12 protein-coding genes are annotated in these 17,034 nt (G+C 38.4%); 8 read left to right on the forward strand and 4 right to left on the reverse strand.

The window, feature by feature from the left end; all coding sequences use genetic code 11:
- Positions 1-46: 46 nt before the first annotated feature.
- On the reverse strand, positions 47-643 hold the full coding sequence (locus BLR30_RS03100; RefSeq protein ID WP_089854521.1) for a Crp/Fnr family transcriptional regulator: 597 nt from the start codon (positions 641-643) through the stop codon (positions 47-49).
- Positions 644-1,508: 865 nt separating this feature from the next.
- Between BLR30_RS03100 and BLR30_RS03105 the strand changes: the two genes are divergently transcribed.
- The 4 genes from BLR30_RS03105 to BLR30_RS03120 all read left to right on the forward strand — a co-directional run bounded on the left by BLR30_RS03105 (position 1,509) and on the right by BLR30_RS03120 (position 6,160).
- Positions 1,509-2,063, forward strand: a complete 555-nt coding sequence (locus tag BLR30_RS03105; RefSeq protein WP_175443589.1) for a hypothetical protein — start codon at positions 1,509-1,511, stop codon at positions 2,061-2,063.
- A gap of 479 nt (positions 2,064-2,542) precedes the next feature.
- Positions 2,543-4,318: a complement C1q domain-containing protein gene (locus BLR30_RS03110; protein WP_139164575.1), complete on the forward strand. Its 1,776-nt coding sequence runs from the start codon at positions 2,543-2,545 to the stop codon at positions 4,316-4,318.
- A 121-nt stretch (positions 4,319-4,439) separates the two neighbouring features.
- Complete coding sequence (locus BLR30_RS03115) at positions 4,440-5,402, forward strand: C-type lectin-like domain-containing protein (RefSeq protein WP_089854529.1); 963 nt, start codon at positions 4,440-4,442, stop codon at positions 5,400-5,402.
- A gap of 26 nt (positions 5,403-5,428) precedes the next feature.
- Positions 5,429-6,160, forward strand: coding sequence for a DNA-binding domain-containing protein (locus BLR30_RS03120; RefSeq protein WP_089854532.1), 732 nt, complete (start codon positions 5,429-5,431; stop codon positions 6,158-6,160).
- Positions 6,161-6,652: 492 nt separating this feature from the next.
- Here BLR30_RS03120 and BLR30_RS03125 read toward each other — a convergent pair whose 3' ends face one another.
- The 3 genes from BLR30_RS03125 to BLR30_RS03135 form a co-directional block, all read right to left on the reverse strand.
- Entirely contained in the window at positions 6,653-7,816 is a 1,164-nt protein-coding gene (locus tag BLR30_RS03125) for a hypothetical protein (protein ID WP_089854535.1), read from the reverse strand.
- Positions 7,817-8,046: 230 nt separating this feature from the next.
- On the reverse strand, positions 8,047-9,471 hold the full coding sequence (locus tag BLR30_RS03130) for a hypothetical protein (RefSeq protein ID WP_089854538.1): 1,425 nt from the start codon (positions 9,469-9,471) through the stop codon (positions 8,047-8,049).
- A gap of 40 nt (positions 9,472-9,511) precedes the next feature.
- Entirely contained in the window at positions 9,512-12,307 is a 2,796-nt protein-coding gene (locus BLR30_RS03135; protein ID WP_089854541.1) for a TonB-dependent receptor, read from the reverse strand.
- A 192-nt stretch (positions 12,308-12,499) separates the two neighbouring features.
- Between BLR30_RS03135 and BLR30_RS03140 the strand changes: the two genes are divergently transcribed.
- From BLR30_RS03140 to BLR30_RS03155, 4 genes are all read left to right on the forward strand, one after another.
- Entirely contained in the window at positions 12,500-13,177 is a 678-nt protein-coding gene (locus BLR30_RS03140; protein ID WP_089854544.1) for a response regulator transcription factor, read from the forward strand.
- A gap of 45 nt (positions 13,178-13,222) precedes the next feature.
- Positions 13,223-14,254: a sensor histidine kinase gene (locus BLR30_RS03145; protein WP_089854547.1), complete on the forward strand. Its 1,032-nt coding sequence runs from the start codon at positions 13,223-13,225 to the stop codon at positions 14,252-14,254.
- Between the two features lie 130 nt (positions 14,255-14,384).
- Positions 14,385-14,981, forward strand: a complete 597-nt coding sequence (locus BLR30_RS03150; protein ID WP_089854550.1) for an IS1096 element passenger TnpR family protein — start codon at positions 14,385-14,387, stop codon at positions 14,979-14,981.
- 249 nt (positions 14,982-15,230) lie between these two features.
- Positions 15,231-16,580, forward strand: a complete 1,350-nt coding sequence (locus BLR30_RS03155) for an alpha-amylase family glycosyl hydrolase (protein WP_089854657.1) — start codon at positions 15,231-15,233, stop codon at positions 16,578-16,580.
- Positions 16,581-17,034 lie beyond the last annotated feature (454 nt).

Genomic DNA, 17,034 nt, shown 5'->3' on the forward strand with positions numbered 1-17,034 from the left:
GAGATACAATGAGAATCCTTAACAGCTGATGTTAAGGATTTTTAATTTATACAAATATCTTGGTGCCGTCTATTTTCAGCATATTTTGCTTTTCCATCTTTTTGATGGCTCTTATCACGGTTTCTATCCGCATACCGGTGAGTGATGCGAGTTGTTGCCGCGTATAGGGAATATAAAATGAAAACTTATCATTAAAACCGAAATGGTTCTTCACATGATTCAGAAGAAGGTTTAGTTTTGTGATGGGATCCTGAAAACAAAACGGTGCAGAAGTCATGTGTTTATAATGCATACGGTCTGCCGTATAGGAGTAAATATTAAAGATGAGCTGAGGCTTTTTCAGCAGAAGAGCGATCAGCTTATTCTTTTCCAGCCTTATGATCTCGCAGTCGGTAACAGCGATGGCATTTACCGCATATTTCCTGTCGTGAAAGAGATATGTCTCTGCCAGGCAATGACCATCGAAAGGAATCCCGTGGATGAACTCTTTGCCGTCTTCCAGGAAGCTGCTTATCTTTACCGTTCCGGTTTTTATTTGCATATAAAACTTCGGAGTGCTGTCTTCCGCAAAGACATAATCTCCCGAATTATAGTTTTGTTGCTCAGCACCATGGGAAAACAAGAGGTTTTCGCATATGACCATAATCTAACTGGTATTTATTTGAGATAAAAGTAATAAATAAACAGACTGATTAAAAATTTATAAATACCACATACATGCCTTATACGAAAATATGCACAAGCTTAGAAAAAGCCTGCCACTGTAAGATACTCTAATTATAAATCAGATCCTTTAAAACAACTTCATTATTTGAAATAAACCGAGTGCTCAGCGTTAAAATAATTCCCCGCAATATTACAAAATTATGTTTCCGCTCACTTGCTGAGCATTAAAGTTTATGCTGAGCTTGTCGAAGTATCCTGGTGCCTAAAATGCACGCAATCCTTTCAACAAATCTTCGCCCAAAACGCTAAAAATAAATCAACAAAATGTTAACAAAATTATGGTTTTTGCTCATTTGCTGAGCGGAGCGCCTTAGCGCCCGAATTAAGCGCAATCCTTTCAACAAAACTTTGCGTCGATAGCGTTAAATAAACAATCAAAAAAGTTAATAAAATATTACAGTAATACTCATTTGCTGAGCGAAGCACCCTAGCGCCCGGAAAATAAGCGCAATCCTTTCAACAAATCTTTGCGTCGATAGCGTTAAAAAAATCAGTGAAATGTAAAAATAGGAGGAAGATTTTATCCGTAATTGCCTATGAAAACGGCAATACCCCAGAAGTAGTCTTGGTTGGACTACTATTTCAGCTACAAATGTAAACAAAATATTTTCACCGCCAAATACTAACTTCCTATTTTCTAATTTCTTATATCTTCATAACAGAAACCACAAAACCGCACAAACTTACAATGCAGTTTTCCTAATTTATTTTATATATTTGTGATCTAGTGTTCATTACCTAGAAATAGTAGTCCAACCAAGACTACTTTTACAATAGCACGTATGAACACAATGATGAAAAGTTATGAACCCTTTCCTTTACTACGTTTTTTCGTAGTTTGGTTGTATATTTTCATCCCTTCACAAGCATATTCCGGTTCTTTTGTACCGGCAGATTCCATTATTTTTGTAGCTGAAGACTCATATGTTTATTCAGAAACCCCTGTTTTTGTTGCAGGTTCTGGACATAATAAAGGTTTTACATCAGCTAAAAAGTCCAAAGATTTTCTTAAGAGATCATCTTCACCATTTTCTACTCAAAAATCAGTCAATATTGCAGCCCATAAGGCATGCTATACAGGAAGTCCGTGGAGACAACATGACCCCGGACGCATTTCTCATGCCTCAATGTTGGGGATTACGGGAAGCTCTTCTCTAAAACTTATTGATAAAACAATAAAACCTTTATTTCTCGCACTATTAGTAATAAGTAGGGATAGAAAGGAGCTTATAAACAGGACTTTTTACCCTTTTCAAATTACAAATATCATCATCAATCACTTTGTGCGTCCTCCGCCTGTGCTTCTCTCTGAAGGCACAAAAGGGTTTGACACATAAGTCATATTGGACTCGTCGTCAATTCGAGTGTTTTTTCGTAACAAGGTGAAGAAAAAATGTATCGAGAATGAAATTAATCCTCAAGCTCATAAACTTCTCGATACGACTTTTACAAAGTCTACTCGAAGTGACGAATCTCGGCTTAGCTGGTAATAGTAGCATGGAAAGATTCGGCTTGGATCCCTACGGGATGACAATCGGAGTGGTAAGGAAACTCAATTTTGGGTATTTGACTCGTCGTCAATTCGAGTGTTTTTTCGTAACAACGTGAAGAAAAATGTATCGAGAATGACATTGATCCTCAAACTCATAAACTTCTCGATACGACTTTTGCAAAGTCTACTCGAAGTGACGATAGACTCAGTGAGCTTCTATAAGTGCAACGCCTTTGTGAAACTAAAAAGCAGATCATATTAAAAAAATCTTTGTGGGCTTCGTGTTCACAATTAAAAATATAACAAACTCATAAATACAAAACAATGAAACATTTATTTACAGCCGCCGCATTGCTGCTCAGCATGACAGCATTCGCACAAGTGGGGATTAATAATACTTCCCCTAAAGCAACCCTTGATATTACCGCTAAAACCACCGACGGCAGCAAACCCGAAGGATTAATTATCCCACAATTATCAGGTAATAATATCCATACTGCCACAGCAGCAGGTGTCTATGGATCAAACCAGAAAGGACTTATCATCTATGCAACCTCCGCTGACTCTTCTCCTATAAGTACAACAGCTAATATTACCAGTGCGGGATATTATTATTTCGATGGCGGTGCATGGCAGAGAATATTGGAAACCTCTTCAGGAGATACTACCAATGATGGCTGGGTTAATGATACAACTAATTCGATGGTAAAACTTGGAGCAAAAGCAGATGGTACAGCAAGAGCTGCAGGAACAGATTTTGTGGTAAAAGACGATGGGAAGGTAGGCATAGGCACAGCGACCCCCGGTTCTTTATTAGATCTGGTTGCTGATAATAAAGGAACGGCAGGACAGGATGACCTCACTCTCAGCTCATATAACTCTACCGGTTCTCCATCGGCGGGACTGATATTCAGGGTAGCACGAGGTACGGCAGCTGCACCAGCCAATTTACAGAATGGTGATGATTTGGTAAATATTATATCTTCAGGTAGAATAGGGGGAAATGTAACCAATAGCTCGTCTATTATAGCCAGATATAAAGGGGATGGTACAACAAATCTTTCAAGTTTAACGTTTAATGCCAGTGGAATCAATCGTATGCTGATCGATGAAAATGGGAGGGTAGGAATAGGGACAACAGCTCCGAAAACTAATCTTCATGTAACTTCACCCGCCGGACAATCAACCCCAATTGCTGCTTTTTCCATCGTAAATTGCGGAGCGGGATGTGCCCAAAGTACGGCTAAAAATATTGTTCTTAATAATGCGCAGGCAAACAACAGTCTCTTTGCCTCTATTGACTTTGTTCCTGGGACAGATCCATTGGGGGATTCCGGGGCTTCTATACAGGGTATAGACCGAGACGCTACCAATAATTATGCAGGGCTGTCATTCTTTACAAGAAATGCAACAGATTATGATTCCAGAATGGTGATAAAGTCTTCCGGTAATGTGGGAGTAGGAACGAATGCGCCTATTACCAAATTAGATACCAGAACAAATCCGGGTAATGCTTCTCCCGGCAATGGTGCCATTGCAATTGGGGAAACTACACAGACAGCAAGTGCTGCCGGAGCGGGTGCTATGAGATACAATACAACTTCTAAAGATATACAATACTCAGATGGTGCTAGCTGGAGTAGCCTTGCAAAAAGTGATCTATATGGTGGTTTTGTACCTGTTGTTAAATTGGTTGCGCGTAAAACAACTGCACAAAGCATAGGTACTAATTCAACAGCCACTATAACTTTTCCAACTGTTGTAAGTAATCCTGATGGTGCATACAATGCAACCACAGGTATTTATACAATACCTGCGGGCGAATCGGGTTTATATATGGTTTCGGGAGCCTTTAACGTTAGTCCTAATAATTTCAGTAATGCATTTGATATAAAAGGAGTTTTTAACGGAGTTTATGTTATAATGTATACTATTAAAGATCTTCAAAATACTAATGTTGACATGGGAGGTTCAGTAGCATACTATATGACAGCAGGACAACAAATAAGTATCGCGTCCCAAACATGTAATGGTTGTTCCGCAAGTACTTATACTTATAATTCAGGTGTATTTTCTATAACAAAATTAAGTGCAAATTAAAGGAAAAAGTAATATTATATCCTCACAGATTCAAAACCTGTGAGGATTTAATAACAACTAAATACATACTGAATTATCAAAAAAAGAGATCAACCAATAAATTCATAAATACAATTACACAATGCAAAAATTTATTACAACAGCCTATTTATTAGCGATGGCAGTCTTTTCTAAATCCGTGTTTGGTCAGGTGGGGATCAATACAAAAACTCCTTATGCTACTCTTGATATCAAGGCTAAATCACCAGGCACCAACCCTGAAGGACTTCTTATCCCAAAATTAAGCGGTACCGATATCCAGAACGGGCCGTATGGAACTAACCAGACAGGGACTTTGGTATATGCCACTGCGGTTCCTTCTGCACCCAATACCGTTACTGCGGAAATTACCGAGCCGGGATTCTATTATTTCAACGGGACCAAATGGAAAAAGATAAACAGCTCAGGAAGCACCATAAGCTATACCACCATTGCAGACCCCAACATCTTAGGCTATATACCCAGCAATACAGCAACAGCTTCGGTAGATGCACCGGCTAGTTTAACGTTAGGTTCTGCTACTGCTACTCGTAGAGGAATAGGGACTTTTGGTGGGCACACCTATGCATCCTATTCTACCAGTGCCGCGGTAACCTGGTACCAAGCCTATAATGCTGCAAAGAATATGGGAGGCTATTTGGCCGCTTTCACTTCTGATGCAGAATGGCAATATGTAGAAACTAATTTATTAACAGCTTATTCTATATTTGACACCAATGGAGCATGGATTGGAATGGTGAAATTTTCATGGTTCGCAGGGACTGCTCTCACACCCGATCCTGAAATGAAATGGATTACAGGAGAACAACCCAATCATGATTATTCTGCCGGGGGTACTTCTGCGGTGAGAAAGTCCAACTGGTTTGGTTCAGGAGAACCTAATAATAATACAGGTGTCGAAGGATTTGTTCATGTCTGGCCTAAAAATTTAGGCTATACAAAAACATATAATGGCTATACCTGTACTCATACATGGAATGATAATATTGCTAATGGTAATGTAATTACCGTTGGGGGAGGTTTCATAGTAGAATTTCAGCAATAATAATTAATAATTTAAAATAAAGCATAATGTCAATCTTACACAAAATCAAAGCGTATCTCTACGATAACACCTTAACCAAAGACAATCCCAATGATTTCATTGCCCGTACCGCAAGCGAGCGTTCTCTTTCTGTAAAACAGATTTGTGAAGCCGCCGCCAGCCGCGGTGGGGCAGATGTTTCCGCTTCGGCGATGGAACATGCTACCGAGCTGTTCCTGAAAGAAATGGCGTACCAACTGTGTGATGGCTTTTCGGTCAATACCGGATATTTTACTGCAAGTACTACCATCCGCGGGGTATTCGACAGTCCGTCGGAGACTTTTAACAAAGACAAGCACAACATTATTTTCCAGTTCAATCAGGGAGAAAAGTTACGGGCTGAGATTTCAAATATTGAAGTAGATATTCTGGGAGTGGCAGAAGCTTCTTCGGTGATCTTGCAGGTAACCGATATGAAGAGTGGTTCTGTTAATGATCTTCTCACTCCGGGCAGAAATCTGAGGATTGTGGGCAGCAAGATCAAAATCATGGGCGATAACCCTACGCGGGGAGTTTATTTCATCAATACCGCTACACAGGACAGAACAATGGTAGAGGCGTTCGATATTGTAACGAACAATCCCTCCGAGCTTATGGTGGTGATTCCTGCATTACCGGCAGGAACGTATAATCTGGAAGTGGTGACGCAGTTCACACAAGGCGCTCTTCTTAAAGAACCGCGAACAGCTACCCTTGATAAGCTTCTTACTGTGATGTAAGGACAGGTGTATTTGTCAACACCGTGTTGACCGCCCGATCAATGGTGCGTTGACCGCTCGGTCAAGGGTGTGTTGACCGCCCGAGTGTGGGTGTGTTGACCGTACGGTATGAATATTCATAGTTTAGGGTTTAACGATTGGCCTGAAACGAGAGACTGTCTGAAAGGGCAGTCTTTTTTATGTGGTTATGTAAACGCGAATTTTTTATTTATTTTTAACGCTGTAGCGCAAAGGTTTTATTTTATATGATTGTAAGTCTGTTTAAACTTTTTATATAATCACAAACTGAAGGTTCGGCGGAGCCAAAGTCTCAAAAGATGAGTTTAACTTATATTTAAAGTAGATGAATAGAGATGAAAAAATGTCACAATAACTTAAAAAAGCTTCGATTTTTATTCTTTTGAGAACTTTGAATAGTTTAACGATTTCTCAGCATAGCAAAAGCGGCATCAGAATTTTCTGATGCCGCTTTATTATTTTAAAAGAAACTCTTTATTGTAGGGTAGACCAGCCTATCGCCCAGGCCGGATTTGCTATCTTGTTTCCTGCGCCGGTCGCATCCGATTTTTCAGTATAGGTTGATGGCTGTATGGTGACAGGAGAACCATCGGTAGCCTTTGCCGTCATTTTATTGGTGACAGTGGTGTCAAAAAAAACATCTTTTATTTTGCTTTGCCCGTTGAGATAGGTTACGGTAGAATCGCTTTCAATGCTGAAACCGTCTGTCCAGTCAGAAAGGACTACATTTTCAAAACTGGCATACGTTCCTGAATACAGTCTTATGGCCTGCGACTCTCCGGAAGTCGCGCCGAGGAGCGTTATATTTTTTAGGGTAGGTTTGGATCTTGGGGAAGCATCTGCATTGGTAGCATTGTTGAGTCCCTTGATTCCTGTATTTCCCGTACCGCTGGTTTTTCTTTTTGTATAAATATTGGAAACGGTTCCTACCCATCCGTCTGTCCAGACAAAAGCGTCGTCTTCATTTCCTATTGAAACGATATTGGTGAGATTTACTGTTCCTCCGTACAGTTGGATGCCGTCTTCAGCACCGTTTACCACCGCGATATTTTCAACTTTGGTATCGCTTCCGACCCCGAACAGTGAAAGTCCGTTGAATTTTATATCAGTACTGAAATTAATACCCGCATTTTCAATTCTTACATAAGTTAATGATCCGGAATTATCTGTATCTGCCGTTCCTCCGTATGATGCATTCCCGATCTCGGAAGAAGCCGTTGTTCCTGTGTTTACCGGTGCTTTTCCGCAAATGATAAGTCCTCCCCAGCTTCCTGCAGTAGCTGCAGATGAATTGAAGGTCACCGGTGAAGCCGATGTTCCGTTGGCATAAATCTGGCCGCCCTGTTCTACCAGGATATATGATTCTGCCGCCGCCGTCGCAACGATTCTTGTACCGGCAGGGATTATCAGCTTACCGCCGTCTTTTACTCTTACGGCTCCGTTGAGTACATACACTTTCGTGGCATCAAGCGTTACTACCTGCCCGCTGGTAACATCTCCTTTGAAATTGGCAGGATCCTGTGCTATCCCTACGACTGCTATCGTGGCCACATCATCATCTTCCGAGCAGGAGTGAAAGATAAAAGACGAACTTATAATAACAGCTGCCATGATGAGCTTCAGATAGTTTTTTTTCATAATATTTTCAGATTAAATACTGTTTCTGTTTTCAGGATACCAAATTACCATTTTTCCGTGTATTTTCATCATATGTGAACAGACAATCTGATGTAAAAGAATATTAAACAATATTTCTTAATGGTTAAATAATCGTTCTTTTATCAATCTTTTATATAAATAAAAAAAGGCATCGGAAAATTAATTCCGATGCCTTCTTTAAAATTTAATATGAAGAAACTAATTACTAATTATAAGTTATAATTTGTCCAGCCTGCATACCAAGTATCATTGGCATCTTTTACAGCTCCTCTGTAAGTAACGGCAGTAAACCAGCTTGTTAATTTAGCATTAGTGAATACTCCGCCTGTCAATAAAGGAGAACCTGAAGCAGGAGAGAAGTTTGGTGTTGTTCCTGCAGGAGCCCATGCATTGGTTAATTTAACATCAGCAGTGTACATTAACGTTGAGTTTCCGTGGTTTGTGTACCATGTCGTAAGATCTGCTAATGTATAGTTTGTAGGGGATGACGTTGAAGCTCCGTATTTCAACGGCGTTACAGCACCAGCAATGATATTATTCTCGAAAGCAAGACTTGAATTCCCGATATTGTTATCTGTTGGAGTACCTTTGGTAGCATCAATAAATAAACCTACAGGATATCCTGTGAATACAGAGTTGAATACAGAGATTGAAGAGTTTCTTCTGATCTGTAATGCATTCTGGAATAAAGAGTTGATTGTACCTACGTTTGTAGAAGTACTTGTAGAGCTGATTGGGCCAATGATCGTCATGTTCGAGAATGTAGCCGATGTTTTTGGCGTTAAAGAAGATCCGTTGGCATCGTTATCAGATTCAAAAGCATTAGATCCTGAAACGTCAGCAACCTGAGAATCTCTTACCCCGATACCAAACTGAACTTTTCCTGAAAACCCGTTATCTGTATCGAAATCGTCATCAAGACCTTTGTAAGCAATAAGGTGAGAACAGTTTACCGTTCCTCCGAACCACTCGAAGCTGTCGTCATTAGCATAAGAAACCTGTACGTAATCTACCGTAGTTCCGCTACCTACACCCCCGAAAGTAATACCGTTGATTTCTTTATCCGGTAAGAAAGCATATCCTGCATATTCTACTCTTACATATTTTAATACACCACTATTATCAGCAGCATTTGTTCCTCCGTAAAGACCCAACCCTTCTGTGTTGTTGATCCCTCCTTCGATTTCACCTACACCAGCCTGTCCGTTGAAAGATGCATTGGTAGGAGCAGCTCCTAAGATTACTAAACCTGCCCAGTCTCCTCTTTTCGGACTTGGTTTTTCTGAAGTGAAGATAATTGGGTTATTAGCAGTACCTTCTGCCATAATCTTACTTCCTCTTGTAATAATCAAAGCACCGTTTTTATCAGCCTCTCCAACGATTTTTGTACCTGGCTCAATCGTTAACGTTGCCCCGTTTGTTACATATACCAATCCTCTTAGCTTATAGATATTATTGGCTTTAAGAGTAAGGTTTGAAGTGATTTTTCCTGAAAGGATAAGGTTTTCGGTACTTCCGCCACCTGAGTTACTGTTCTGAACTATAGTTTGTCCATCTTCTTCTATGTTTCTACATGCTGTTACAGTAGTTGCTAGAGTACCAAGCATTAAAGCGTATAAAACAAATTTTTTCATGATATAAAGACTTATTTTTTTATTAGATAATTGATTTTAATTAAAAGCTGTATCCAAGAGTAAGACTGATGTTTGTACCTGTTACTCTGTCGATAGCAAGTGCATCTGCACTGTCGTATTTTTTGTTGTCGTTTAGGTCGTGGTAGAATTTCGCATGGCGATTCAGGATATCTGAAATATTCAGTTTAATTTCTCCTTTGTTCTGCCAGATTTTCTTAGCTACCTGGAAATCAAGAAGAGGTCTTGGGTTTTCCCAGATCGGCGGAACCTGATCGTTTCCTACATATAAGATCCTTCTTCCGATCATGTTGAAAAGCACAGTAGAAGACCATCCTGATTTTTCAGTATCATACTGAAGGCTTACGTTTACGGTATAAGGTGACTGGCCCTGCATTGGTCTGTCTACATTTGTAGCCTCGTCTGTCACTCTGTTTTTAATTAAAGCGAAGTTACCACCCAAGGTAAAGTTTTTAAGAGCACTCATGAAATCAAGCTTCTTTCTGAATTCCAATTCAGCTCCGTAAGCATCAGCTTTATCTACGTTTAAGTAGTTGAAAGTATTACTTGTTCCTACCCCCGATTGGTTGAAATACAACTCGATAGGGTTTTTGAAGTTTTTATAGAAACCTGCCACGGAAAGGATCTCTCCGTTTCTAGGATACCACTCCCAACGTACATCGGCACTGGTAATTTTAGTTCTCTGGATAAATTTGTTACCGATCACAGTAGCTCCCAAATCAAAATCATAGTATGCTAATGGAGATACTTCCCTGAATTCCGGTCTTACCACAGTCTGCGAACCTGCAACACGTAGATTCATGTTATTGGTAAGCTTGAATGTCATGTTTAATGCCGGTAAAAAGTCGGTAACACGCGTATTTACAAAACGGTCGTCGCTCTTTTTGGTGCTTCCTACCAATTGGTCGAAGTTTTCAATTCTTAATCCCCAAACTGCTCTGAACCATGAGTTGATGTTATTGTCAAATTGTAAATAACCTGCATTCAGGATTGTATTGGCGATGTATCTATATTGGTTACCTGCAATCTCATCAAAGGAAAATTTATTGCTATCCGTTCCGAAGTTTTCAGGATTGAAAATCGTTTCAAACGGCTGAGAAAGCAATCCCTGGTTATATGATGAAAGTCTTACAGAGAAAGGTCTTGAGTTATAAACCCTGTCTTTTACCTGGAATAAATATCCTCCTTTAATAGTTTGTTTCTGACCAAACATCTCAAAAGTTTTGGATACGTCTCCACCGGCATTATATAAGTAATCGCTCAAAGTAGAGTAGAATACACTTCCTGATTTTTGAGAAAGACCATTTGAGATCAAAGCCAGATAAGGGCTTCCGTTGATGTCAGGATATTGGTTGTACTGCAAACGTTGCAATAATGGAATGTATTGATCCAAAATCCCAAAGCTTCCGTACCAGTTGAAGGTAAGGCCTCCCAAAGCATCAATCTTATGTGTTCCGGTAAGTGTTGAATTGTAGAATGTTGTTTCTTTAAAGCCAATTTCTCTCGCGATGATGTTTGTTCCGTTTACAGGATCAAATTCAAAATCTTTTCCTGTTCTGAAAGACATATGGTTCACCGTATTGTTGGTGATGATGTTTTTCAGGGAAATTCTGTTATTGCTGTTAAGCTTTAAAGTTAAATTTAATAAACCTCCTAAAATAATATCGTTCTGATATTTTTCAGTATAGTAATCGAAGTTGGTATCAGCTAAAAGACCGTTGATGGTGAAAAATCTGTTATTGGTTTCGATTTTTCTTTTGTTGTTGGTGTAATTTAATACGGCAATAACTCCTAAATCTTTTCCGAACAGCTTCGTATTGAAACCTCCGTCCAGCTGCAAGCTTACATTTTCAGGGAAACCATTAGAATTGTATCCCAGATTTTTTACATATTGTTTTCCGAATTCCGTTTTTTCTGCATCTCCCAAAATACTGAAAGAGTTCTTTGCAGGGAATCCTGTAGGAAGTTTTCTTGTTCCGTCATCAATTCCCAGGAAATCCCATTTTCCTCCTTTCTGCATTTTAAACTCGTGGCCCATGGTGATAGAGTTTCCTCCAACTCCCACCTGTGCATTGAAGAAGTTTTTATTCGGGATGTCTTTGGTATTTACCTGGATCAGTCCGCCTCCCCATTCACCGCTATATTCAGGAATAAAGGTTTTGTTGATAACAAGTGTTTCGATCACATTGGCTGGGAAAAGGTCGAAAGAGAACGTTTTTCTGTCCGGCTCTGTACTGGATAGCTGAATGCCATTAAGCATTGCCTGATTGTAACGGTCTGATAAACCTCTTACCACAATGTATTTTCCGTCGAATAAACTTACCCCGGAAACTCTTTTCAGAACTTCACCCGTGTTTTTATCCGGACTTCTTTTGATGGCTTCCACACCGATCACCTGTGAAACTACCCCGGAATTTCTTTGTAAACCGATAGTAGCGGCAATGGTTTCTTTTCTTGCATTGGATTTTATAACAATTCCTTCAATTTGTTTTTCCTTTGTAGAAGTAGGCTTATCCAGAACGATATCCAGGTGCGTGTTGGCATCGTTTTTTACAATAACCTCACTGATTTCTTTTCTGTTGTAGCCGTTGGAAGTTACCGTAATGACGTAATTAGTTCCGGGCGGAAGGCTTAGAGAGTAGTTTCCGGAAATGTCAGTCGTTACCTCCTGGTCATTTACCTTTACCTTTACCCCTTCAATAGGCGTATTATCTTTCTCGTCCAATACCCTACCTTCTAGAACCTGGCTTTGTGCGAATGCATAACCAGCGGAAAACAAGGCAAGCAGCATAATGCTCTTCTGGATTTGTTTTTTCATTTTTACTATATCTTACTCGATTCTTTCGGTGCAAAGAAATAAAGAATAAACCGGGTATATGGTTTAGCAAAATTTAATTTTTTCTTAACTAAACATTAAGAAAAGGATATAATTGTTAACTTTATGTGAACGATATCCGTTTTGTTAAACTGTGATTAAAATATTATTAACTTTGATGCGTAAAAATTGAAAATGAACCAAAAGAAAATCCTCTTAATAGACGACGAACTGGATATTTTAGAGATTCTGTCTTACAATTTAGAAAAGGAAGGCTACGATATCTATACAGCCACAAACGGTAGCGAAGGTATCGACAAAGCCAAAGAAATTGTCCCTGATCTTATCTTATTAGATGTCATGATGCCTGAAAAAGACGGTATTGAAACTTGCCAGGAACTTCGCAAGATTAAAGAGCTTCAGAAAACACTCATCGTTTTTCTTTCTGCAAGAAGCGAAGAATTTTCACAGCTGGCTGGTTTTCAGGCAGGAGCCAACGATTACATCGTTAAACTCATCAAACCGAAAATCCTTATTTCAAAAGTAAATGCTTTATTGCAGCTTACGTCTCAGGTTTCCGACAATTCAAAACTTATTGAGATTGGTGATCTTGTGATTGATAAGGATAACTTCAGGGTATCAAAAAGCGGTCAGCAGTTTCTGCTTCCGAAGAAAGAATTTGATCTTCTTTATCTATTGGCTTCCAATACGGAAAAAGTATTCAAAAGAGAAGAGATTCTGGAGAAAGTCTGGGGAAATGACGTGATCGTTGGAGAAAGAACGATTGATGTACACATCCGAAGATTGAGAGAAAAGTTAGGAATCAATACGATTCAGACATTAAAAGGAATTGGGTATAAACTTATTGTTTAATACTCAATTCATTACTTTTACATAAACCTATAAAAACTTGTAAAATTGAAATTTTACAGACTTACACTCGTCGCCTCTTGTCTCCTGACATTGGTGATGTTTCTTTTAGTAATCACTTTCGATCTGCTAAAAGATATCTATTACAATACGCCCTTCTTTAAAATCGGGCTTTTCATCTGCCTTATTCTTATTTTTATCATTAATTACATTGTGCTTGAGCTGCTTTTCAACTATTACGGAAAGAAACAGGTTCGTGGCCTTTCGATGCTTCTGCCTCAGGAAATTGTTCATAATGATAACGAAAACATTACGATAAAAGAACTTGGAGAACGTTTTTCAGATCTCAACCAGCAGAAAGTTACAGAGCTCGATATGATGAAAGAAATGGAAAGCTACCGTAAAGAATACATTGGAAATGTTTCGCACGAACTTAAAACGCCTCTGTTTTCTATTCAGGGATATGTGGAAACATTGCGGGACGGCGGCGTGGATAATCTTACCATTCGCGACAAATACTTAGAAAGAATAGATAAATCGGTAGAAAGACTTATTGCCATCGTTACCGATCTTGATATGATAAACCGACTGGAAGCAGGTGAGATCAATCTTACCGTTTCCAAGTTTGATGTTAATTTGCTCATCAAGGAAATCTTCGATCTTCTTGATCTTGAAGCCGAAAAGCACAACGCCACGCTTCAGATTCAGACCCTGCACCCGCAGATCTTCGTAGAAGCCGATAAACAGAAAATTTCGCAGGTTTTTATTAATCTTATTTCTAATGCCATTCATTACGCCAACAGGCAGGAAGCCAGAGTGGTGGTGAAAACAAGCATTCTTAAAAATAAAGTTCTGATCGAAGTTATAGACAACGGAATGGGCATAAAAGCCGAAAGTCTGCCCCGAATCTTCGAAAGATTTTACCGTGTAGAAACAAGCCGCAGCAGAAGAGAAGGCGGGTCCGGGCTGGGGCTTGCTATCGTAAAACACATTCTCGAGGCACACAACGAAAATATTACGGTAGAAAGCGTCTACCTTGAGGGTACGAAATTCAGTTTTATGCTTGAAAAATGTAAATAGTTTTTGCAAAATGTAAGAAAAAAAAATATTTTAAAAAATCGAGAAATATTTTTTTGTCACATCTCATTTATTTTATATTTGCAACAGAGATTTATCATAATAACAAAGGCAAAAAAGTAATTTTAAACTGATGGTTTACAAAATCCGCGTAATATTAGATGCGAAAGAAGATATTTTCCGTGATATCGAAGTTAAAGGAAAACAGACGCTATGGAACTTACATTTAGGAATTAAAAGTGCGTTCAGCTTGCAGGGAGATGAGCTTTCTGCTTTTAATTTACTGGAAGAAGACGGAACGATCGTGAAAAGTGTTCCGTTGGAAGATATGAGTGATGATGGTGACGGAGAGATTATGTCGGATGTGTACATTGATGAAGCTTTCGGGAAAGCGGGTGATAAAGCTCAATTCCAGTACGGACTTCTTGATCTTTGGGAATTTTTCTGCGAATTGGTAGAAGTGATCGAAGAAACAAAAGGCGTTAATTATCCTATCACGGTTTACAGATTCGGAAATGTTCCTTTAAAAGCGCCAAGCAAAAGCGGAAGCGGAGGATCTAAAAAGAAATCAGCAATGCCATTGATGGATGATGATTTCGGGTTTGATGATGACTTTGCAGTGACCGGCAACTTTGCAGATGACGACGACGAAAACTTCGATGATGATGAGGAAGAAGATTACAATGACGATGTTTTCGATGAAGAAGATGATAATGATGATGAGAGATAATCAAAACATATAAAATATACAGCCCTGAATTTTATTCGGGGCTTTTTTAATTCAATTTTCCAAGGATAGGGCAGCTTTCATAAATGATGTTGAATAGTAAAGGTTAAATTTTTAAGTAATTATGGACATTTAGGGAAAACCTTCTATTTTCAACGTTTAGATTTCTAAATATTTCGTTGTTCTTTAAAATTCATAAGCATGCTTTCCTGTTTTCCGATCACAATTCCTATTTTTGTTAAAAGAGAATTAATGAAAAAATTAATTTTAATAGCGATAATCGGCTTAGGAATTATCTCCTGTGCCACTCAAAATACAGCAAAAAACATGAAGGACCTCCCAAAAGAATGGAAGCACACAACCAATATCTATGAAGTTAATGTAAGACAATATACGAAAGAAGGAACCTTTAAAGCATTTGAAAAAGAAATGCCACGTCTAAAGAATATGGGAATAAGAACACTATGGTTCATGCCCATAACTCCTATTGCACAGGAACAAAAAAAAGGAAGCATGGGAAGTCCTTATGCGGCAGCAGATTATACATCGATCAATCCGGAGTTCGGAACGATGGATGATTTTAAACACATGGTGAATGAAGCACACAGGCTCGGCTTCAAAGTAATTATTGATTGGGTAGCAAACCATACCGGCTGGGATCATGTATGGACAAAAACACATCCTGAATTTTATTTAAAAGATCCTGACGGAAGTTTTCACCGTGCATCGGGAATGGATGATATTATAGAACTGGATTATAAAAATCCGGAGATGCGTCTCGCGATGATCGATGCTATGAAATTCTGGATCAAAGAGACGGATATAGATGGTTTCCGATGTGATCTTGCTTCCTGGGTCGAAGTAGATTTCTGGGAACAGGCCCGTCCGGAAGTAGAAAAAATAAAACCATTATTTTGGATCGGAGAATATGATGAACTTGAAAATCCGGAATATGGGAAAGTTTTTGATGCTAGTTATTCCTGGAAATGGATGCACAAATCTGAAGATTATTATAAGAAAGATCTCCCGTTACAGGAGCTGAAAGATCTTCTGATACAATATTCCAATATCGGTGATGGTTCTATGAGAGCATGGTTTACCACCAATCATGATGAAAATTCATGGAACGGTACCGAATACGAAAAATACGGTATTATCACCAAACCCATGGCTGTATTTTCGGTAACCTGGAATGGGATTCCGTTATTATATTCCGGGCAGGAACTTCCTAATATGAAAAGGCTTGAATTCTTTGAAAAAGATCCTATAGAATGGACGAATACTTATCAGATGGCGGACTTTTATAAGGTATTACTGGATTTGAAATCTACAAGTCCTGCTTTAAGAGGTGGAGATCCCAACGTAGGAACTTATATTCTGAATACAACAGCGAATGATAAAATTTTTGCTTACCTCCGAAAAAATGGAAATGATGAAGTTTTGGTGGTGTTGAATATGTCAAAAGAGCCTGTAGATTTTAGCATTGAAGATGCAAATGTATCAGGTGTTTTTAAAAATGTATTTACCAGAATGAATAAAAATTTTGAAGAAGGAAAAAATTTCAGTTTTAAACCGGGAGATTATGCGGTTTTTGAAAAATAAATAATCCGGAAAATTACCTGGAAATCAGAATTAAAAGAGGCTGCCCAAATTGTTCGGGCAGCCTCTTTATGAAATATTGCATGACACAACTAATTTTACATAATTATGTATTATTTAAAATTAGAATTTTTTAAATTTTGGATTAGTAGTTTTTCTCATAAATATATTTTATTAAAGTTTGGCTTAGAGGTTTGTTTATTATCGTTTTAATTTTAAATACGTTATTAAAAATTAAAGGTCAAATATATCCTTTGTTTTTGATAAATTTAACCTGAGTTCGGGATAATAATTGAGATAAACTTTGTAAAAAATAGCAATAATTCGTATATTTAAGTTTCTGACATTCAAATATTTAAACGATTTATTGCTATGAATTTAAAAGACCAAATTACAAATATTTTTGTACAAATTGATGATTTCTGTAAAGAGTTTGATGTTCAAATTAAAAAATTAA

This window comes from Chryseobacterium taeanense (genome assembly GCF_900099685.1).
GTDB classification, from domain to species: Bacteria; Bacteroidota; Bacteroidia; order Flavobacteriales; family Weeksellaceae; genus Chryseobacterium; species Chryseobacterium taeanense.